The organism is Pseudomonas sp. W4I3 (assembly GCF_030816195.1).
GTDB lineage: Bacteria > Pseudomonadota > Gammaproteobacteria > Pseudomonadales > Pseudomonadaceae > Aquipseudomonas.
The window spans coordinates 305358-324467 of record NZ_JAUSXS010000001.1; the positions used below are offsets into that span (position 1 = coordinate 305358).

The following is a 19110-nucleotide window of genomic DNA, read 5'->3' on the forward strand; positions in this document are numbered from 1 at the left end:
ACGTGCTGTCTGGTGGATGCCGCCCTTTTGGGAAAAGTCTGAAGTAAAACCTGCGTTATTTCTGCTTTTCAAACCGATAGAACAGGTTCGGCTCACTGACGATGTACAGCGTACCGCTCTCGTCCATGGTCACGCCTTCGGCACGCGGGATGGTGCCCTTGAGGCCGTTGAAACCGCCCAGCAGGGTCATGAAGCTGACTTGCTCACCCGTTTCATCCAGTTCCAACAGCAGATGGGAGTCAGCCGACAGCACCAGCAAATGCCCGGTACGTGGGTCGATGGCCAAGGCGGAAAGGTTGCGCACGTCCAGTTCGGTGCTGGCCCGTTTCTGTTTGTCGCCGGTCAGCGCCTGGCTACCGTCGCTCTTCCAGGTAAACAGGGCCGGCGGGCGCTCTTCGCCCAGCACCAGTTGCTGGTTGCGCTTGTCCCAGGTGATCGCTTCAAAGGCCTTGTTCTGGTCTTTGGACGGGCCCAGGTCATAGCTGGGGAAATCGGCCTTGTTCAACGCGGTGGTGCTGGCGTCAACCTTGACGATGGTCAGGCTGTGTTCGCGCTCGTCGACCACGGCCAACAGGCCATTTTCCATCACCGTCACGCCTTCCGGATTGTTCCAGCCATTGAGCGGCATCTTGCGCAGCACGTCGCCTTGCAGACTCAGTTCCACCAGGAACGGGTTCTTGCCCATCACGGAAAACAGGGTTTTGGTATGGGGGTTGTAGGACAGGTCCGAGGCCTCATCCTTTTCCATACCCGGCAGCAGCTTGGCATCGATGACCGCGTGATAGTCCGGCAGCCACACACTCTCCCGGCGTTCGGCCGGGCTTTCGAAACGCTCCAGCACCCACAACACACCGCGATCATCCCAGTGCATGGCCCAGGCGATGCCATACAGGATGGCACCGGCCAGAAACACCCAGGAATACCAGCGCATGGTCAAACGTGAGCGAAGCGTAGGTTTGGAAGTGGGCAGAGGCACGGCCATTGAGGGCTTTTTCCGGAAGTCAGCTGTAGGGAATAGCACAGGACCCAAAGGCCTGCGTGCAAGAAGCTGGAATTATGCGGATGGCGTGTGAAAAAAATGCAAAACCAAGAATGTACACAGAACTCATGTGGGAGGGGGCTTGCCCCCTCCCACATTTTTAATGTCACTTAGCGAACAACGCTCTCGAAGCGATTCACGCCCGACAACTCCAGCACCAGCTCATCACCGACATTCAGCGGCCCTACGCCAGCCGGCGTGCCGGTCAGGATCACGTCACCCGCCTGCAGCGAGAAGCAACCGGCCATGTGCTGGATCATCGGCACGATCGGGTTGAGCATCTGCGCGCTGTTGCCGTCCTGACGGACTTCGCCGTTGATGGTCAGGCGAATGCCGATATCAGTCACGTCCGCAAAGGTGCTGCCGACCACGAAAGGTGCGATCACCGCAGCGCCGTCGAACGACTTGGCGATCTCCCACGGCAGGCCCTTGGCTTTCAACTCGGCCTGTTTGTCGCGCAGAGTCAGGTCCAGGGCCGGCGCGAAGCCGGAGATGGCGTCCAACACTTCTTCACGACTTGGCTTGTTCGACAACGGCTTGCCGATCAACACGGCGATTTCCGCTTCGTAATGCACCGAACCGCGCTCGACAGGAATGCTGAAACCGCCTTCCAGCGGCACCACGCAACTGCCCGGCTTGATGAACAGCAACGGCTCGGTCGGCACCGGGTTGTCCAGTTCCTTGGCGTGTTCGGCGTAGTTACGCCCGATACACACCACTTTACCCACTGGAAAGTGGATGTTGGTGCCGTCGACATACTTGTGCTGGTAGCTCATGGAACGACTCCTTAAAAAGCGTCCTTAAACAGCGAAGATCTTGCCTGGGTTCATGATCCCGTTAGGGTCGAACACCGCTTTCACGGCCTTCATGTATTCGATTTCAACCGGCGAGCGGCTGTAGGTCAGGTAATCGCGCTTGGTCATGCCCACGCCGTGTTCGGCGGAGATCGAGCCGTTGTATTTGGCCACGGTCTCGAACACCCACTTGTTCACGGTGGCGCACTTGGCGAAGAACTCGTCCTTGCTCAGGGTCTCCGGCTTGAGGATGTTCAGGTGCAGGTTACCGTCGCCAATGTGGCCGAACCAGACGATTTCGAAATCCGGGTAGTGCTCGCCGACGATCGCGTCAATCTCGCTCAGGAATGCCGGCACTTTGGAAACTGTTACCGAAATATCGTTCTTGTACGGGGTCCAGTGGGAAATCGTCTCGGAGATGTACTCGCGCAGCTTCCACAGGTTGTGCAGCTGGGTCTCGCTCTGGCTCATCACGCCGTCCAGCACCCAGCCTTGCTCGACGCAGTGCTCAAAGGTTTCCAGGGCGTGATTGGCGACTTCCTCGGTGGTGGCTTCGAATTCCAGCAGTGCGTAGAACGGACAGTCGGTTTCGAACGGCGCCGGCACATCGCCACGACCGAGAACTTTGGCCAGGGCCTTGTCGGAAAAGAACTCGAACGCGGTCAGGTCCAGCTTGCTCTGGAAGGCGTGCAGCACCGGCATGATCGAATCGAAGTCGGTGGTACCGAGCACCATGGCGGTCAGGTTTTTCGGCGCGCGGTCCAGGCGCATGGTGGCTTCCACCACGAAGCCCAGGGTGCCTTCGGCGCCGATGAACAGCTGACGCATGTCGTAGCCGGTGGCGTTCTTGATCAGGTCGCGGTTCAGTTCCAGCACATCGCCCTTGCCGGTAACAACCTTCATCCCGGCCACCCAGTTACGGGTCATGCCGTAGCGAATCACCTTGATCCCGCCGGCATTGGTGCCGATGTTGCCGCCAATCTGGCTGGAACCGGACGATGCGAAGTCCACCGGGTAGTACAACCCGTTTTCTTCGGCGACGTTCTGCAATTGCTTGGTGACCACGCCCGGCTGGCACACCGCGGTGCGGTCGGTGAGGTTCACGTCGAGGATCTGGTTCATATAGTCGAACGACACCACCACTTCGCCATTTGCCGCCACCGCCGCCGCTGACAGGCCTGTGCGACCACCGGATGGCACCAACGCCACCTTGTGTGTATTGGCCCAACGGACGATGGCCTGCACCTGCTCGGTGGTCTTGGGGAAGACAATGGCGGTGGGCGCCGGAGCGAAGTGCTTGGTCCAATCCTTGCCGTAAGTCTCCAGGGAGTCGGCGTCGGTCAGCACTTTGCCGGGCTCAACCAGGGTCTTCAGCTCATCAATCAGGGCAGGATGGGTCATCGACAGAACTCTCGAACAATTCATGGTCATCCTGAGAACGCTTCACGTCGCAGGAATAGGTGTTTAGCGGGGCGCGTATGCTAGCATACCGCCCCCGCAGGACAGAGCCCAAGGGCGTTTCTGCGGTGACGGCTTTCCTGCCGTCCGGGTCAGCTTAAGTGATCCGACTCCCTGCCATTTTTCTCCGGGATACAGGTTTACGCAGATGAGCAAGACTTCTCTCGATAAGAGCAAGATCAAGTTCCTTCTTCTGGAAGGCGTCCACCCATCGGCTGTCGACGTTCTGAAAGCCGCCGGGTACACCAGCATTGAGTACATCACCAGTTCTCTGCCGGAAGCCCAGCTCAAGGAAAAGATCGCCGACGCGCACTTTATCGGCATTCGCTCCCGCACTCAGCTGACCGAAGAGATCTTCGACCACGCCAAGAAACTCGTGGCGGTCGGCTGCTTCTGCATCGGCACCAACCAGGTCGACCTCAACGCAGCGCGCGAGCGCGGCATCGCGGTGTTCAACGCACCGTACTCCAACACCCGTTCCGTCGCGGAGCTGGTGCTGGCCGAGGCCATCCTGCTGCTGCGCGGTATCCCGGAGAAGAACGCGTCCTGCCACCGTGGCGGCTGGATCAAGAGCGCAGCCAATTCCTTCGAAATCCGTGGCAAGAAGCTGGGTATCGTCGGTTACGGTTCGATCGGCACGCAGCTGTCGGTACTGGCTGAAGGCCTGGGCATGCAGGTGTTCTTCTACGACACCCTGACCAAGCTGCCATTGGGCAACGCCACCCAGGTGTCGAGCCTGACCGAACTGCTGGGCATGTCCGATATCGTCACCCTGCACGTTCCGGAAACCGCTGAGACCCAGTGGATGATCGGCGAGAAGGAAATCCGCGCCATCAAGAAGGGCGGGATCCTGATCAACGCCGCGCGCGGTACCGTGGTCGAGCTGGACGCCCTGGCCGACGCGATCAAGGACAAGCACCTGATCGGCGCCGCCATCGACGTGTTCCCGGTAGAGCCACGCTCCAACGACGACATCTTCGAAAGCCCGCTGCGCGGCCTGGACAACGTGATCCTGACCCCGCACATCGGCGGCTCCACCGCTGAAGCCCAGGCGAACATTGGCCTGGAAGTGTCGGAAAAGCTGGTCAAGTACAGCGACAACGGTACCTCGGTATCGTCGGTGAACTTCCCGGAAGTGGCCCTGCCGGCTCACCCTGGCAAGCACCGTCTGCTGCACATCCACCAGAACATTCCGGGTGTGATGATGGAGATCAACAAGGTCTTCGCGGAAAACGGCATCAACATCTCCGGTCAGTTCCTGCAGACCAACGAGAAGGTCGGCTACGTGGTGATCGACGTCGACGCCGAGTACTCGGACCTGGCGCAAGAGAAGCTGCAGCACATCAACGGCACTATCCGTAGCCGGGTGTTGTTTTAAGAGCAGTTGTAAGCGGCAAGTTGCAAGCGGCAAGATAAAAGCTGTCGCTTGCAGCTTGTAACTTGAAGCTTGCAGCAAAAAAAACGGGAGCCCCGCAAGGGACTCCCGTTTTTTTATTTCACATTAACCGTGATGACTTTCGAGGCTACAGTCGGGTCGAACTGCATGTGCAGCTTGTCACCGGCCACCAGTTGCAAGGTGTGCTTGCCGGGCGTCAGGGTCAATTCGGTTTCGGTCTGGGCCTTGCCGTAGTGGATAACGGTGTCGGTGGCCGGAATCGGCAGTTTCGCATCCGGCAAGTCTTTCTGGTCGATCAGCAGGTGGTGGTGGCCGGTGCCCGCCGTCTGGTCGGTGGCCGGCGCCAGTTTCAGGCCTTCCATGCCGAATTTCACGGTGAAGGTCTTGTCGACGGTCGCGCCATCTTTAGGCGAGACGATAAACACTTTCGCACCTTCAGGTGGAGCGCTGCGCGGGATGCCATCGGCGGCTGTGGCCAACATCGAAGCACCCAGCATCAAGGAGGCCAGGGTTGCACGGGACAAAAGGGCTTTCATTCGCTTCTCCAGTTTTTTGTGAAATCTGTAGGGTTCTGACAACTTCGCGACAAATTGCTGTCCAAGGCACTCGACACCATAGCAAAGCAATGCTGAACGGCGTCTCGCCGGTACGAATTCTTTAGGAGTGACCATGCGCTTTTCGCCTGGGCTGTTACTGTTGCTTCCCCTACTAAGCTCGCTGGCTCACGCCGAGCTGATCGATGACGTCAACGATCGCGGTGAGCTGCGCATTGCCCTTGAAGCCAACACCCCGCCCTACAATTTCAAGGAAGGCGAGAAACTCACCGGCTTTGAAGTCGAACTGGGTGAACTGCTGGCCAAGGAAATGGACGTGCGTTCCTCGTTTATCACCACCGATGACGCCGACCTGCTGCCTGGCGTGGCGACCGGCAAATATGACGTGGCGATTAACCATATCGCTATGACTGCCGAGCTTGAGGATCAGTTCGATGTCAGCGCGGCTTATCACCACAAGCCTGAGCTGGTGATTCCGTTCCAGAAGGGCAACCCGGCATTCAAGACGAGCCTGGACGGTGCGTTGAAGCGGGTGAAGGATGATGGCCGATTGAAGGCGTTGGAACAGAAGTGGTTTGAAGGCAATGCACCGCAGTGACCAATGTGGGAGGGGGCAAGCCCCCTCTCACACTTTTTGCTCCAGCGTCTCTCAATAGGTTAAAACGGCTCGTTGCCACGCCGGCGGAACCAGCCGGTCAGGGACAGGCGCTCACGCGTGGCAGGCAGAACTTCGTGGGGCACTTCGCCCGAGAGGAACACCACCAGGCTACCGCCGGTGGGCACCACGTCGTGTTCGAGGCCACCCTTGAGGTACATGCGCAACTGGCCGCCGTGTTCAGGCAGCCACGCATCGTTCAGATAGATCACGGCCGAGACCATGCGCCGGTCATCGTCGCGAAAACGATCGACATGCTTGAGGTAGAACGCCCCGGGCGGGTACATCGCAAAGTGGCTTTCGAAGTCTTCCAGGCCGAGAAACAGGCCACGGTTCATGGCCAGGCGCAGGCTGTCCATTACCGCCATGTAGGTGTCGCAGACGGCGGCATCGCCCTCTTCCAGCCATTGAATGTGATCGCCGCGAATCCCCTCGCGAATTTCCTGGGCCGGCCCGCGCCCCACCGCTGCCGGTGCCAGTTCACCTTGCGCCGCACGTTTACGGCACTCAGTCGCCAGCTCCAGGGTCAGAGCCTGGGGCAGGAAAGCATTCTGCTGCGACCAGCCTTTTTCGGCCAAGTCGTCGACAATGCGTTGCAGCAGCGGGTGATCGAGGGGTATTTGCATGGCGCGCATAGTATCCATACGCCTGTGAATCCGACAGCGCCGTCGAGCGTCTGAATACACTTTAGTCAGGTGACTGATAGGACTTCTCGACAAATCCTACGCCCGACACGGACAATAGTGGCCGACTGACAGGAGTCCTTATGCGTCGTTTGTTTTTTTCCTTGCTGATGTTCTGCGTTTTGCCCGCCTGGGCAGACGGCCATGATCAGTTGTACAAGGTCGCCGGCTGGGCCGAACAACGTGCGCATTTCAATGACGCCCTCGCCGCCGCCCAACAGCGTTATCGCAACAGCCTGCCGCCGGCGGTGTACCAGGCGCTGGTGGACAACAGCAGCAAACGCTTCGCGGCCCAGGCCATGGACCAGCGTGCCGAGGCCCAACTGCGCAAACACCTGGCGGACCCGAAACCGGCCCTGGCTTTTTTCCAGTCGCCCCTGGGGCGCAAGATTGTCGCCGCCGAATTGCTCGCCACGCGTCGCGACCAGTTGGCGAAAAACGCTCAGGGCCTGCCGAAACTTCAAGCCGACGCCACCCGCAGCCTGATCATCGGTCATCTGGCCCAGGCCCTGCCCGCCCGCGAAGCCGGCGCCGAAGTCAGCCTGGCGATTGCCGGCGTGGCGGCCGACAGCCTGAGCCAGATGATCCCCGGCCTGTTGGGCGGCGGTCAGGCCCAGGGCATGCTGAACGGGCAGCGCGAGCGACTGATGCAGCAGATCGACAAGGACCTGAATAACACGCTGCTGTACGTCTACCGGGATTTGTCTGACCCGGAGCTGGAAGAATTCGCAACGTTCGCCGAATCGCCCGAAGGCAAGGCGTATTACCAGGCGGCACTCGCCGCCATCCGCGCAGGGCTGGCTGTCGGCCAAAGCACCTCGAGCCTGGCGCAGTAGAACATGTGGGAGGGGGCTTGCTCCCGATGGCGGTGTGTCAGCTACACATAAGTTGACTGGCACACCGCCATCGGGAGCAAGCCCCCTCCCACATTGGGCTGTGTTACTTCAGTTGGTCCGTGAGAAAACTGAAATATTCTTCGCGAATCTCCGGAATTTCGTTCGCTAGGTGATGCCGCCCACGCTTGAGCATCAACACCTCGGGCTGATCGAACTTGCTGCGTAGCACCTGCAAGTTGTGCTGCCAATCCACCGTCATATCCTCTTCGCCCTGCACGATCACCGGCCGCCGTGAGCTAGGTGGCGCCGCTTCGATGCGCTTGATCCAGCGCGCCAGGGCGCCTACCCAGGCAGTGGGCAGTTGGCGCGGTTGCAGCGGGTCGGCTTCGAGAAAAGGTTTGAAGGCCGGGTCGTTGGAGTTGTCGCTGAACCGTCGCGCAATGCCTTTGACGAAAGGGCGCAGCAGGTAATAGCTGAGCTGGGACCAGCCCCAGGCACGCGGACGTACCAGCGGCGAGAGCAGAAAGGTCTTGCCTTGGGCCGGGCTTTCGGCGCCGTGGTTGAGCAAATGATCCACCACAATGGCCCCGCCCGTGCTTTGCCCGAACAGGTGCCAGGGCTGCGGCAGTTGCAGCGCCTGGGCCTCGACAAACAACGCCTGCACGACATCCTGGTACACCGCAAACTCATCAATGCTGGCGCGCGCGCCGCTGGACAAGCCATGACCCGGCAGGTCGCAGGCGATCACCACGAAGCCCTGGTCCAACGCCCATTCCACTACGTGGCGGTACAGCCCCATGTGGTCGTAGAAACCGTGGAACATGAACATTGTCGCCACGGGCACGGGCGGCCACCACACCTGGGCCACCACCTCGAACCCGTCCACTTCCAAGCGCCCCAGACGGCTCACGGCCGGCACCTTGCGTGCGCCCAGGTCGAGGCCGTAGAAACGTTGATAGACCCTCGCCTCGGCTGACAAAGGCTGCGCATCCACCAGCGGCCGCAAGCTCTCGCGCAGATGATCAGGGTCAAAGGTGACGGGCATAAAGGCTTCCAGACTGACGGTGAAGATGAATATCGAGCTGCGATATTCATCTGTCAGGACAAGCATGGCAAGCTACGCGACCCGCGAGGATACATCTGAATGCGACAGCCCTACCGCACCGCCTTGTTCGCCAGCCTGGTGCTGATTATCTGCGCCGGCGTGCTGTGGGCCGCGTATGACTGGTTCCAGGGCCGTTACCTGCGGGCCTTCAGCGAGCACACGGCGGTGTTCTCCGGCGACGCGCTGCAACTGCCCGCCGCACTGCGCGGTCCCGGCCCGATTCGCCTGGTGCACTTCTGGGACCCGGCCTGCCCGTGCAATGTCGGCAACCAGCAACACCTGGGCGAGCTGGTCGAGCAATACGCGCCGCAAGGTGTCGAGTTCTATGCGCTGCAGAAAGCCGGCAGCCACGGCGTGCTGCCGGACAACCTGGGCCAGATGAAAACCCTCGACGCCCTGCCCGGCGCCGATCAGGTACCGGCAAGCCCGGCCGTGGGCATTTGGGACCGTACCGGCAAGCTGGCGTATTTCGGCCCCTACAGCGAAGGGTTGACCTGCAATTCCAGCAACAGCTTTATCGAGCCCATCCTCAAGGCCCTGCAAGCCGGGCGTGAAGTGAATGCCACCCACACCCTGGCGGTGGGCTGCTATTGTTCGTGGCCTAAGCAACCGTAGTCCGTCCATCTGGTTAAGGAAAGTCGATGAAGCGTGTGTTGCAGGCTCTCGTGGTGCTGGTTGTGCTGGTCGCCGTCGGCACCGGCTGGTACGTCTACAGCAAGCAACCGACCCGCCAGGGCACGGTCACGCTGGCGCACCTGCAAGGCTCGGTCACGGTGCGCTACGACGATCGGGGCGTGCCGCATATCCGTGCCGGCAACGAGGCCGACCTGTACCGCGCCCTGGGCTATGTGCACGCCCAGGACCGGCTGTTCCAGATGGAGATCATGCGCCGCCTGGCCCGTGGCGAACTGGCCGAGGTGCTGGGACCCAAGCTGCTGGAGACCGATAAGCTGTTTCGCAGCCTGCAGATCCGCGAGCGCGCCTTGAGCTATGTTGAGCACATGGACCCCGAGTCGGCCTCCTCGAAGGCCCTGCAAGCCTATCTGGACGGGATCAACCAATATCAGGCCAGCCACGCCAGCCCGATGGAGTTTGACGTGCTGGGCATCCCCAAGCGCCCGTTCACCGCCGAGGACTCCATCAGTGTCGCCGGGTATATGGCCTACAGTTTTGCTGCGGCCTTTCGTACCGAACCTCTGCTGACTTACGTACGCGACCAATTGGGCAGCGACTACCTCAAGGTCTTCGACCTCGACTGGCAACCCAAAGGCGCGCTCAACCTGGCGGCCGGCGACTGGAAGACCCTGGGCGCCCTCGCCAACCTGACTGAGCAAGCCCTGGCTGACAACGGCCTGCCGCAATTCGAAGGCAGCAATGCCTGGGCCATCAGCGGCAGCCGTACCCAGAGCGGCAAGCCATTGCTGGCGGGCGACCCGCATATTCGTTTCTCGGTACCGTCGGTGTGGTACGAAGCGCAGCTGTCGGCGCCTGGCTTTGAGCTGTATGGCTACCACAACGCGCTGGTGCCGGTGGCCTTCCTGGGGCACAACCTGGATTTCGGCTGGAGCCTGACCATGTTCCAGAACGACGACCTCGACCTGATCGCCGAGAAGGTCAACCCGGCGAACCCCAACCAAGTCTGGTATCACGGCCAGTGGGTCGACATGAGCAGCAGCGAACAGCAGATCCAGGTCAAGGGGCAGGCTCCGGTCACCCTCACCCTGCGCCGCTCGCCCCACGGCCCGATCGTCAATGACGTACTCGGTGAAAACGCCGGCACCACGCCCATCGCCATGTGGTGGGCGTTTCTCGACAGCGAAAACCCGATCCTCGAAGGTTTCTACCAGCTCAACCGGGCCGATTCCCTGGTCAAGGCGCGTGCTGCGGCGTCCAAGGTATCGGCGCCGGGGCTGAACATCGTGTGGGCCAATGCCAAGGGCGATATCGGCTGGTGGGCGGCGGCGCAGTTGCCGATACGCCCGGCCGGCGTCAACCCGGCGTTCATCCTCGACGGCAGCACCGCCCAGGCCGACAAGCTGGGCTTCTACCCTTTCAGTGCCAACCCCCAGGAAGAAAACCCGGCGCGCGGCTATGTGGTATCGGCCAATGCCCAGCCAGCCTCGCCCACCGGCATGGAGATCCCCGGCTATTACAACCTGGCCGACCGTGGCCAGCAGTTGAACGCGCAGTTGAGCGACAACAGCGTGAAGTGGAATGTGAACAACAGCCAGGCCCTGCAACTGGGCACCACCACCGCCTTCGGCCCGCGTCTGCTGGCGCCGCTGTTGCCGGTGTTGCGTGAGGTGGTCACAGACCCGGCGCAGCTCAAGCTGGTGGAGCAATTGGCAAACTGGAAAGGCGACTACCCGCTGGACTCCACCAGCGCCACCCTGTTCAACCAGTTGCTGTTCAACCTCGCTGACGCGACCTTTCACCCGAAGCTGGGCGACGCCCTGTTCAAGACCCTGCTCGGCACCCGCGTGATCGACGCAGCCTTGCCACGCCTCGCGGCCTCGCCGGATTCACCGTGGTGGAACGGCACGCGAGCGGCCACCGTCAAGCTGGCCTGGGACAACAGCCTGGCGCACCTGAGAACCACCTTCGGCGATGACCCGTCCCAGTGGCAGTGGGGCAAAGCGCACACCCTGACCCACGGCCACCCGCTGGGCATGCAGAAGCCGCTGGACAGGCTATTCAACGTGGGGCCCTTCGCCGCACCGGGCAGCCACGAAGTGCCGAACAACCAGACCGCCATGATCGGCCCGGCTCCCTGGCCGGTGACCTATGGCCCCTCGACACGTCGCCTGATCGACTTTGCCGACGCGGCCCACGCCTTGACCATCAACCCGGTGGGGCAAAGCGGCGTGCCCTTCGATACGCACTACAGTGACCAGGCGCAAACCTATATCGAAGGCGGCTACGAACAGGCGCATTTCAATGAAGAGGAAATCACGGCCAATACCCGTGGCACCTTGAAACTGCTGCCTGCCAGATAGCTATGGTTCACATTTAGTTATCGCTAAACGGGCGCTGCAAAATTGAGCCTGAACTGCTGCGGCGTCACGCCCAGCCGACGGTTGAACACACTGCGCATGTGCTGGGCGTCGCGAAACCCGCACTGGTAGGCCACCGTTTTGAGCGGCGCGTGCGTGCTTTCGAGCATGACCCGCGCCGCGTCCACCCGCGCCCTTTCCACAAACTCCGCAGGCGTGATCCGCGCTTCTCTGGCAAACACCCGCGAGAAATTGCGCGCGCTCATGTTCGCCGCCCTGGCCAGGTCGGCAATGCCCAGGTCCCCGGTCAGGTTCGCCAGTACGTACAACTGCACCTGCGCCACCGCCGAGGTGGTTTCGGCATGGGGCGTGAGGAACGGGCTGAACTGCGACTGCCCGCCCGAGCGCTGGGTGAACACCACCAGGCGCTTGGCCACGCTCAACGCCACTTCCGGGCCGTGGTCCTGGGCCAGCAGGTAGAGCGACAGGTCGATCCCCGCCGTGACCCCGGCCGAGGTGTAGAGGTTGCCGTCCTGCACATACAGACGGTCGGCTTCGACGCGGGCCGAGGGGCACAACCGGGCCAGGTCGGCGGCGTCACCCCAGTGAGTGGTGACGGTTTTACCGTCGAGCAGACCGGCGCGGGCCAGCATGAAGGCGCCATTGCAGATCGAGCCGAAGCGCTGCGCCCGGGCGGCGGCGGCGCGCAGCCAGTCATCGAAGGCCGGGCCGAAATCCTCGAACGGCAACTGCGGGCCTCCGGCGACCAGCAACAGGTCATAGGCATGCAGGGCCTGGCTGTAGTGCTTATGAGCCTGTAACGACAAACCGTTGGAACACGCCATGCTGCCGTGAGCAAAGCCGATAACCTCCAGTTGGTAGTGGTCTTCGGGCGCAAGGAAACGGTTCGCCTCGCAGAACACATCCATAGGCCCGGTCACATCCAGCGACTGGACGCCGGGGAAGATCAGGATCGCAACGGTTTTGCCCATGAACACACACCTTTCTAACAGGAAAAACACAGAACCCTGTGGGAGGGGGCTTGCTCCCGATAGCGGCGGGCCAGTCACCTAAGTACTGACTGACACTCCCTCATCGGGAGCAAGCCCCCTCCCACATTTGGATTTTCACAGGTTTGGAGAATGATATCGCCCGCTACACCCTAGCCGATTTTGCCTTGGCACGATGTGTCGGCACATTGGCCGGGATCGCGCCCTCGCCGCGATGGCCCCTTGGCGAGGGTGCGACCAGACTGAATGCTTTCCAGAGGAGAGCCACCATGAGCACCACCATCGCCGGCATCAAGATCCCCGACAGCGCCCTGGCCAGGGCCACCACGGAATATATCCGCGACATCGAGTCCGACCTGCTCTACCACCATTCCCGCCGGGTATTCCTGTTCGGTGCATTGAGCGGCGAGCGCAAGCAGTTGGCGTACAACCCCGAGTTGCTGTACGTCGGCGCGATGTTCCACGACCTGGGCCTGGTGGAAGGCCACCGCAGCGACAACGAGCGCTTCGAAGTGGACGGCGCCAACGCGGCGGCGGCCTTCCTCAAGCCTTATGGGCTCAGTGATGACGATATAGAACAGGTGTGGCTGTCGATTGCCCTGCACACCACACCGGGTGTGCCGCAGCATCTGCGCCCGACCGTGGCGCTGGTGACAGCAGGGGTGGAAATGGACGTGCTGGGCATGGACTACGCCGCCTTCAGCAGCGTGCAGCGCGAGGCTGTGGTGCATGCGCATCCACGGGGCGAGGGGTTCAAGGAGTGCATCATCTGCGCCTTCGCCGACGGCTTGCGCCATCGCCCGCAGACTACGTTTGGCAACGTGAAGACCGATGTGCTGGTGGATCAGGAGCCGGGGTTCAAGCCGATGAACTTTGTGGAGGTGATTCGTACCTCACCCTGGACTTGAAATGCAATCAACTGTGGGAGGGGGCTTGCTCCCGATGGCGGTGTGTCAGTATCAGCTGTGCTGAATGACACACTGCTATCGGGGCAAGCCCCCTCCCACATTTGGACCTCACCAGGCTTCAGACCGGCGCAGGCGCCCGGCGCTTGTCCGGCTGCTGCCAGCCATCGGCAGCGGCTTCTTCGATGGCTTGCTGAATGGCCTTCTTGCGATGCTCCTCGGCCCGACGGCTGAAGAACCACACCAGGAAGGTCACCAGCGACACCGCCAGCAGAATCAGGCTGGCCACCGCGTTGATCTCAGGTTTAACCCCAAGGCGCACAGCGGAGAACACTTCCATCGGCAAGGTGGTCGAGCCCGGGCCGGACACGAAGCTGGCCAGTACCAGGTCATCCAGCGACAGCGCGAAGGACATCATGCCGCCCGCCGCCAGGGAGGGCGCGATCATCGGGATGGTGATCAAGAAGAACACCTTCCACGGCCGCGCTCCCAGGTCCATCGCCGCTTCTTCGATCGACAGGTCCAGCTCACGCAAGCGTGCCGACACCACCACCGCCACGTACGCCGCACAGAAGGTGGTATGGGCGATCCAGATGGTGACGATGCCACGTTCCTGGGGCCAACCGATCATCTGCGCCATGGCCACGAACAGCAGCAACAGCGACAGACCGGTGATCACTTCCGGCATCACCAACGGCGCCGTGACCAGGCCGCCGAACAGGGTGCGTCCCTTGAACTGGCTGATGCGCGTCAGCACGAATGCCGCCAGCGTACCCAGCGCCACTGCGGCCACCGCCGTGTAGCAGGCAATTTCCAGGGAACGCGCCACCGAGCCCATCAACTGGGTGTTGTCCAGCAGACCCACGTACCACTTGATCGACCAACCGCCCCACACCGTCACCAGTTTGGATTCGTTGAACGAGTAGATCACCAGAATCAGCATCGGCAGGTAGATGAACAGCAACCCCACCACCAGCATGAAGCTTGAAAAGCTGAAGCGCTTCATATCTTGCCCTCCAACTCTTTGGCTTGGCTGCGGTTGAACAGGATGATCGGCACGATCAGGATCGCCAGCATCACCACGGCCAATGCGGAGGCCACCGGCCAGTCACGGTTGTTGAAGAATTCCTGCCACAGCACCTTACCGATCATCAGGGTTTCCGGGCCGCCGAGCAGTTCAGGAATCACGAACTCGCCCACCACCGGGATAAACACCAGCATGCAGCCGGCGATGATGCCGTTCTTGGACAACGGCACGGTGATCTTCCAGAAGCTGTTGAAGGTGCTCGAGCCCAAGTCCGATGCCGCTTCCAGCAGGCTCTGATCATGCTTCACCAGGTTGGCGTACAGCGGCAGGATCATGAACGGCAGGTACGAATAGACCACGCCGATGTATACCGCGATGTTGGTGTTGAGAATCTGCAGCGGTTCGTTGATCAGCCCCATGGACATCAGGAAGCCGTTGAGCAAGCCGTTGTTGCTGAGGATGCCCATCCACGCATAGACGCGGATCAGGATCGCGGTCCAGGTCGGCATCATGATCAGCAGCACCAGCACCGTTTGCATTTCCTTGCGCGCGGTGGCGATGGCGTAGGCCATCGGGTAGCCGATCAGCAGGCACAGCAGCGTGCTGAAAAAGGCCATCTTCAGCGAGCCCAGGTACGCGGCGATGTAGAGCTCATCGCCCGCCAGCAGGCTGTAGTTGGCCAGGTTGAGCACCACTTGCAGCTTCTGCTCAACGTAGGTGTAGATCTCGGTGTAGGGCGGGATCGCCACATCGGCTTCGGCAAAGCTGATTTTCAATACGATGAAAAACGGCAATGCGAAAAACAGGAACAGCCACAGGAAGGGAATCCCGATGACCACCTGCTTGCCACTGGGCACGATGCGATCCAAGCGCCGCTTGAATTTCTTCATGTTCATGAGCGAAGTACCACGCCGCTGTCGTCTTCCCACCATACGTACACCTGGTCACCCCAGGTTGGGCGCTGGCCACGACGTTCGGCGTTGGCCACGAAGGACTGCACCAGCTTGCCGCTCGGCAGCTCCACGTAGAACACCGAGTGGCCGCCCAGGTAGGCAATGTCGTGCACCTTGCCGCTGGACCAGTTGTGCTCGCAGGTCGGCATTTGGGTGGTGACCAGCAGTTTTTCCGGGCGGATGGCGTAGGTCACCGACTTGTCTTCCACCGAAGTGGCAATGCCGTAGCCCACGTAGATGTCGCGGTCCAGGTCCGGGCACTTGAGCACGGCGTGGCCTTCGGCGTCGTCCACCACTTGGGTGTCGAAGATATTGACGTTGCCGATGAACTCACACACCAGGCGGCTGGTAGGCGTTTCGTAGATGTCGATCGGGCTGCCGATCTGGGCGATCCAACCCAGGTGCATGATCGCGATGCGCTCGGCCATGGTCATGGCCTCTTCCTGATCGTGGGTCACCATCACACAGGTCACGCCCACACGTTCGATGATCTCGACCAGCTCCAGCTGCATCTGCGAGCGCAGCTTTTTGTCGAGGGCGCCCATCGGTTCATCGAGCAGCAGCAGTTTCGGACGCTTGGCCAGAGAACGGGCTAATGCCACACGCTGGCGCTGGCCGCCGGACAGCTGATGCGGCTTACGCTTGGCGTACTGGCTCATCTGCACCAGCTTGAGCATCTCGGCCACGCGGGCGTCGACTTCCGCCTTGGGAATCTTGTCCTGCTGCAGGCCGAAGGCGATGTTCTGCGCCACGGTCATGTGCGGGAACAAGGCGTAGGACTGGAACATCATGTTGATCGGCCGCTCATAGGGCGGCATGTCGGTGATGTCCACGCCATCCAGGTAGATGCGGCCTTCAGTCGGGCGTTCGAAGCCTGCGAGCATGCGCAGCAGGGTGGACTTGCCCGAACCCGAACCGCCGAGCAAGGCGAAGATCTCGCCTTTCTTGATTTCCAGGGACACATCGTCCACCGCAATCGTCTCGTCGAACTTCTTCGTGACCCGGTCGATTTTGACCAGCACCTTTTTCGGTGTCTGGTCGCCCTCGAGGGCTTTCTTATAGGCGCCGGAGGCAACTGCCATTTACGAAACTCCCAAAAAAAAGAGTGCAGTCCACCTGATGCAGGCGAACCTTGATAGTTTGAGCCTTACTTGCCCGTCTTGACCTTGGTCCAGCTACGGGTCATTAAACGTTGCACCTTCGGGGGTAGCTCGAAGTTGACGAAGGTCCGATCGAGAACCGCCTGCGGTGGGTAAACCGCTGCGTCGGTGCGTATCGATTGCTCCATCAGTTTGTCCGCCCCAGGGTTAGGGTTGGCATAACCGACGTAATCACTGACCTGAGCGATCACTTCAGGTTGCAGCAAATAGTTGATGAAGGCGTGCGCCTGCTTGACGTTGGTGGCGTCCTTGGGGATCGCCAGCACGTCAAACCACAGGTTGCCGCCTTCCTTGGGAATCGCGTAGGCGATGTTCACGCCCTTGCCCGCCTCGCTTGCGCGGGCCTTGGCCTGGAACACATCGCCGGAGAAACCGGCCGCTACGCAGATATTGCCGTTGGCCAGGTCCGAGATGTACTTGGAGGAATGGAAGTAGGTCACGTAGGGGCGAACCTTGAGCAGCTTTTCCTCGGCCTTCTTGTAGTCGGCCTCGTTGGTGCTGTTAGGGTCCAGGCCCATATAGTTGAGCACCGCCGGCAGCATTTCATCCGCCGAGTCCATGAACGAAACACCGCAGGTGGCGAGCTTCTTCATGTTTTCCGGTTCGAACAGCACCGCCCACGAGTCGATCTTGTCGACGCCCAGCACTTCTTTCACTTTGTCGACGTTGTAACCGATGCCATTGGTGCCCCACAGGTACGGCACAGCGTAGGCATTGCCCGGATCATTTTTCTCGAGGCGCTTGAGCAGTGCCGGGTCGAGGTTGGCGTAGTTCGTCAGCAGCGACTTATCCAGCTTCTGGAACGCCCCGGCTTTGATCTGCTTGCCCAAAAAGTGGTTGGACGGCACTACCACGTCGTAGCCGGTACGCCCCGCGAGCAGCTTGCCTTCCAGGGTTTCGTTGGAATCGAACACGTCATACACGGGCTTGATGCCGGTGGCCTTTTCGAAATTGGCCAGGGTGTCGGGGCCGATGTAGTCCGACCAGTTATAAACATGCACGGTCGATGCGGCCTGCACGCTGACAGCCAGCGTGATACCTGCACCCACCAGCAAAGCTTTGCGAAATAAAGAAATTGGCAAGTGGAGGTCCTCTTAAATAGTTGGGCCCAAAGTTGTTGCCCGGCAACAAAACCGGCGCGCAACTTACCCTCGATAAACCGATCCGGCAAAACTTTCTGTCATTTATTTTCTGTACGGCTGCCGCTCTTTGTAGGAGCGAGGCGGGCGGCTAGCCCTTGCTCGCGAAGAACTCACAGGCAACGCGGGCGACCAGAGGCGCTGCGTTATCGTTGACGATTTTCGCGAGCAAGCTCGCTCCTACAGGTTTTAAGGCTTATTTACCGGACTTGATTTTAGTCCAGCTGCGCGTCATTTCACGCTGGGTTGCCGCCGGCAAGTCGGCAATCGCGTAGAGCTTGGCCTGCACTTCGGCCGACGGGTAGATGCCCGGGTCGCTGGTGATGTCTTTGTCGACCAGCGCAGTGGCTTTCTCGTTGCCGTTCGGGAAACGCACGCTGTTAGTGATCGACGCCATTACTTCCGGCTTGAGCAGGTAGTTCATGAAGGTGTAGGCGGCCTCGACGTTTTCAGCGTCTTTCGGAATGGCGACCATGTCGAAGAAGCTGCCAGCACCTTCTTTCGGAATGTCGTAGGCCACTTTGACTTTGCCACCGGCTTCAGCCGCGCGGGACTTGGCCTGCTGGATGTCACCCGAGTAACCCACGGCTACGCAGATGTTGCCGTTGGCCAGGTCAGAGATGTACTTGGACGAGTGGAAGTAGCCAATCGAAGGACGGATTTTCAGGAACAGGTCTTCGGCCTGCTTGAGGTCGGCCTTCTTCTGGGTGTCGGTCGGCAGGCCCAGGTAATGCAGCGCGATCGGCAGCATTTCGGTCGGCGAGTCGAGGAAGCTCACGCCGCAGCTTTTCAGCTTGGCGATGTTTTCCGGCTTGAGCAGCACGTCCCAGGACTCGATCTTGTCCACGCCCAGCGCGGCCTTGACCTTCTCCGGGTTGTAACCGATGCCAATCGAGCCCCACATGTACGGGAACGCGTGCTTGTTGTCCGGGTCGCTGATCGACACGGCCTTAAGCAGGGATTTGTTCAGGTTGCTGTAGTTAGGCAGCTTGGAGGTGTCCAGCTCCTGGTAGACGCCGGCCTTGATCTGCTTGGCGAGGAAGTTGTTCGACGGCACGACGATGTCGTAGCCGGACTTGCCCGCCAGCAACTTGGCTTCCAGGGTCTCGTTGCTGTCGAACACGTCGTACACCACCTTGATGCCCGACTCTTTTTCAAAGTTGGCGATGGTGTCCGGTGCAATGTAGTCGGACCAGTTGTACACATGCAGCACTTTATCGTCGGCCTGGGCCGCGCCCGCCATTGCGCCCATCAGGGACAAGGCGAGGAGGGTCTTGCCAGCGTTCTTCAAACCTAATGCCTTCATTTAGTGATGCTCCGATTTTTCTTTTTTGGGCCGCAAGTTGTAGGTGTTTCGGGCCCAGCCAAAGGGCAACAAAACAGGACGACAGTCTGGCAAGTTC

General features: G+C 60.6%; 18 protein-coding genes. 6 read left to right on the forward strand and 12 right to left on the reverse strand.

Annotation, left to right across the window (positions count from 1 at the left end):
- Positions 1 to 55: 55 nt before the first annotated feature.
- The 3 genes from QF045_RS01415 to QF045_RS01425 all read right to left on the reverse strand — a co-directional run bounded on the left by QF045_RS01415 (position 56) and on the right by QF045_RS01425 (position 3234).
- Complete coding sequence (locus QF045_RS01415; protein ID WP_306490772.1) at positions 56 to 982, reverse strand: SdiA-regulated domain-containing protein; 927 nt, start codon at positions 980 to 982, stop codon at positions 56 to 58.
- Between the two features lie 167 nt (positions 983 to 1149).
- Complete coding sequence (locus QF045_RS01420; protein WP_306490773.1) at positions 1150 to 1815, reverse strand: fumarylacetoacetate hydrolase family protein; 666 nt, start codon at positions 1813 to 1815, stop codon at positions 1150 to 1152.
- Positions 1816 to 1839: 24 nt separating this feature from the next.
- Positions 1840 to 3234: an FAD-binding oxidoreductase gene (locus QF045_RS01425; RefSeq protein ID WP_306490774.1), complete on the reverse strand. Its 1395-nt coding sequence runs from the start codon at positions 3232 to 3234 to the stop codon at positions 1840 to 1842.
- A gap of 205 nt (positions 3235 to 3439) precedes the next feature.
- Between QF045_RS01425 and serA the strand changes: the two genes are divergently transcribed.
- Positions 3440 to 4669 carry a phosphoglycerate dehydrogenase gene (gene serA / locus QF045_RS01430; RefSeq protein ID WP_003176761.1) on the forward strand — a complete coding sequence of 410 codons (1230 nt, stop codon included), beginning with the start codon at positions 3440 to 3442 and terminating at the stop codon, positions 4667 to 4669.
- 113 nt (positions 4670 to 4782) lie between these two features.
- Here the strand turns inward: serA and QF045_RS01435 are convergent, their stop codons facing one another.
- A complete protein-coding gene (locus QF045_RS01435; RefSeq protein ID WP_306490775.1) occupies positions 4783 to 5223 on the reverse strand; it encodes a DUF4399 domain-containing protein in 441 nt (146 codons plus the stop codon).
- A 133-nt stretch (positions 5224 to 5356) separates the two neighbouring features.
- Here QF045_RS01435 and QF045_RS01440 point away from each other — a divergent pair, with 133 nt between their 5' ends.
- Entirely contained in the window at positions 5357 to 5839 is a 483-nt protein-coding gene (locus QF045_RS01440; protein WP_306490776.1) for a transporter substrate-binding domain-containing protein, read from the forward strand.
- A gap of 59 nt (positions 5840 to 5898) precedes the next feature.
- Here QF045_RS01440 and QF045_RS01445 read toward each other — a convergent pair whose 3' ends face one another.
- Entirely contained in the window at positions 5899 to 6531 is a 633-nt protein-coding gene (locus QF045_RS01445; protein ID WP_306494836.1) for a 2OG-Fe(II) oxygenase, read from the reverse strand.
- 131 nt (positions 6532 to 6662) lie between these two features.
- On the opposite strand from QF045_RS01445, the gene QF045_RS01450 reads away from it, so the two are divergent.
- Complete coding sequence (locus QF045_RS01450) at positions 6663 to 7415, forward strand: DUF2059 domain-containing protein (protein WP_306490777.1); 753 nt, start codon at positions 6663 to 6665, stop codon at positions 7413 to 7415.
- Positions 7416 to 7518: 103 nt separating this feature from the next.
- Here QF045_RS01450 and QF045_RS01455 read toward each other — a convergent pair whose 3' ends face one another.
- Entirely contained in the window at positions 7519 to 8460 is a 942-nt protein-coding gene (locus QF045_RS01455; protein ID WP_306494837.1) for an alpha/beta hydrolase, read from the reverse strand.
- A gap of 99 nt (positions 8461 to 8559) precedes the next feature.
- On the opposite strand from QF045_RS01455, the gene QF045_RS01460 reads away from it, so the two are divergent.
- Together QF045_RS01460 and QF045_RS01465 are read left to right on the forward strand one after the other, a co-directional pair.
- Positions 8560 to 9135, forward strand: a complete 576-nt coding sequence (locus QF045_RS01460) for a DUF6436 domain-containing protein (RefSeq protein ID WP_306490778.1) — start codon at positions 8560 to 8562, stop codon at positions 9133 to 9135.
- A 26-nt stretch (positions 9136 to 9161) separates the two neighbouring features.
- Positions 9162 to 11516 carry a penicillin acylase family protein gene (locus tag QF045_RS01465; protein WP_306490779.1) on the forward strand — a complete coding sequence of 785 codons (2355 nt, stop codon included), beginning with the start codon at positions 9162 to 9164 and terminating at the stop codon, positions 11514 to 11516.
- A gap of 23 nt (positions 11517 to 11539) precedes the next feature.
- Here the strand turns inward: QF045_RS01465 and QF045_RS01470 are convergent, their stop codons facing one another.
- Positions 11540 to 12505 carry a GlxA family transcriptional regulator gene (locus tag QF045_RS01470; RefSeq protein ID WP_306490780.1) on the reverse strand — a complete coding sequence of 322 codons (966 nt, stop codon included), beginning with the start codon at positions 12503 to 12505 and terminating at the stop codon, positions 11540 to 11542.
- 287 nt (positions 12506 to 12792) lie between these two features.
- Here QF045_RS01470 and QF045_RS01475 point away from each other — a divergent pair, with 287 nt between their 5' ends.
- Complete coding sequence (locus tag QF045_RS01475) at positions 12793 to 13431, forward strand: HD domain-containing protein (protein WP_306490781.1); 639 nt, start codon at positions 12793 to 12795, stop codon at positions 13429 to 13431.
- A gap of 118 nt (positions 13432 to 13549) precedes the next feature.
- Here QF045_RS01475 and QF045_RS01480 read toward each other — a convergent pair whose 3' ends face one another.
- The 5 genes from QF045_RS01480 to QF045_RS01500 form a co-directional block, all read right to left on the reverse strand.
- A complete protein-coding gene (locus QF045_RS01480; RefSeq protein ID WP_306490782.1) occupies positions 13550 to 14434 on the reverse strand; it encodes an ABC transporter permease subunit in 885 nt (294 codons plus the stop codon).
- The gene (locus QF045_RS01485; RefSeq protein WP_057014223.1) at positions 14431 to 15351 is read right to left on the reverse strand and encodes an ABC transporter permease subunit; all 921 of its coding nucleotides are present in this window, start codon (positions 15349 to 15351) and stop codon (positions 14431 to 14433) included. Before QF045_RS01485 ends, QF045_RS01480 begins: the two co-directional genes overlap by 4 nt.
- Entirely contained in the window at positions 15348 to 16490 is a 1143-nt protein-coding gene (locus tag QF045_RS01490; RefSeq protein ID WP_057723416.1) for an ABC transporter ATP-binding protein, read from the reverse strand. Before QF045_RS01490 ends, QF045_RS01485 begins: the two co-directional genes overlap by 4 nt.
- A gap of 65 nt (positions 16491 to 16555) precedes the next feature.
- A complete protein-coding gene (locus QF045_RS01495; protein WP_124388658.1) occupies positions 16556 to 17650 on the reverse strand; it encodes a polyamine ABC transporter substrate-binding protein in 1095 nt (364 codons plus the stop codon).
- A 253-nt stretch (positions 17651 to 17903) separates the two neighbouring features.
- Complete coding sequence (locus QF045_RS01500) at positions 17904 to 18998, reverse strand: polyamine ABC transporter substrate-binding protein (RefSeq protein WP_306494838.1); 1095 nt, start codon at positions 18996 to 18998, stop codon at positions 17904 to 17906.
- Positions 18999 to 19110: the final 112 nt, after the last annotated feature.

Bases quoted from the DNA above. Each gene is read 5' to 3' on its own strand.
- QF045_RS01465 (WP_306490779.1), top strand. From the start codon at position 9,162: ATGAAGCGTGTGTTGCAGGCTCTCGTGGTGCTGGTTGTGCTGGTCGCC.
- QF045_RS01415 (WP_306490772.1), bottom strand. From the start codon at position 982: ATGGCCGTGCCTCTGCCCACTTCCAAACCTACGCTTCGCTCACGTTTG.
- QF045_RS01440 (WP_306490776.1), top strand. From the start codon at position 5,357: ATGCGCTTTTCGCCTGGGCTGTTACTGTTGCTTCCCCTACTAAGCTCG.
- QF045_RS01480 (WP_306490782.1), bottom strand. From the start codon at position 14,434: ATGAAGCGCTTCAGCTTTTCAAGCTTCATGCTGGTGGTGGGGTTGCTG.
- QF045_RS01455 (WP_306494837.1), bottom strand. From the start codon at position 8,460: ATGCCCGTCACCTTTGACCCTGATCATCTGCGCGAGAGCTTGCGGCCG.
- QF045_RS01420 (WP_306490773.1), bottom strand. From the start codon at position 1,815: ATGAGCTACCAGCACAAGTATGTCGACGGCACCAACATCCACTTTCCA.
- QF045_RS01445 (WP_306494836.1), bottom strand. From the start codon at position 6,531: ATGCGCGCCATGCAAATACCCCTCGATCACCCGCTGCTGCAACGCATT.
- QF045_RS01425 (WP_306490774.1), bottom strand. From the start codon at position 3,234: ATGACCCATCCTGCCCTGATTGATGAGCTGAAGACCCTGGTTGAGCCC.
- QF045_RS01450 (WP_306490777.1), top strand. From the start codon at position 6,663: ATGCGTCGTTTGTTTTTTTCCTTGCTGATGTTCTGCGTTTTGCCCGCC.
- QF045_RS01490 (WP_057723416.1), bottom strand. From the start codon at position 16,490: ATGGCAGTTGCCTCCGGCGCCTATAAGAAAGCCCTCGAGGGCGACCAG.
- QF045_RS01475 (WP_306490781.1), top strand. From the start codon at position 12,793: ATGAGCACCACCATCGCCGGCATCAAGATCCCCGACAGCGCCCTGGCC.
- serA (WP_003176761.1), top strand. From the start codon at position 3,440: ATGAGCAAGACTTCTCTCGATAAGAGCAAGATCAAGTTCCTTCTTCTG.
- QF045_RS01485 (WP_057014223.1), bottom strand. From the start codon at position 15,351: ATGAACATGAAGAAATTCAAGCGGCGCTTGGATCGCATCGTGCCCAGT.
- QF045_RS01470 (WP_306490780.1), bottom strand. From the start codon at position 12,505: ATGGGCAAAACCGTTGCGATCCTGATCTTCCCCGGCGTCCAGTCGCTG.
- QF045_RS01460 (WP_306490778.1), top strand. From the start codon at position 8,560: ATGCGACAGCCCTACCGCACCGCCTTGTTCGCCAGCCTGGTGCTGATT.
- QF045_RS01435 (WP_306490775.1), bottom strand. From the start codon at position 5,223: ATGAAAGCCCTTTTGTCCCGTGCAACCCTGGCCTCCTTGATGCTGGGT.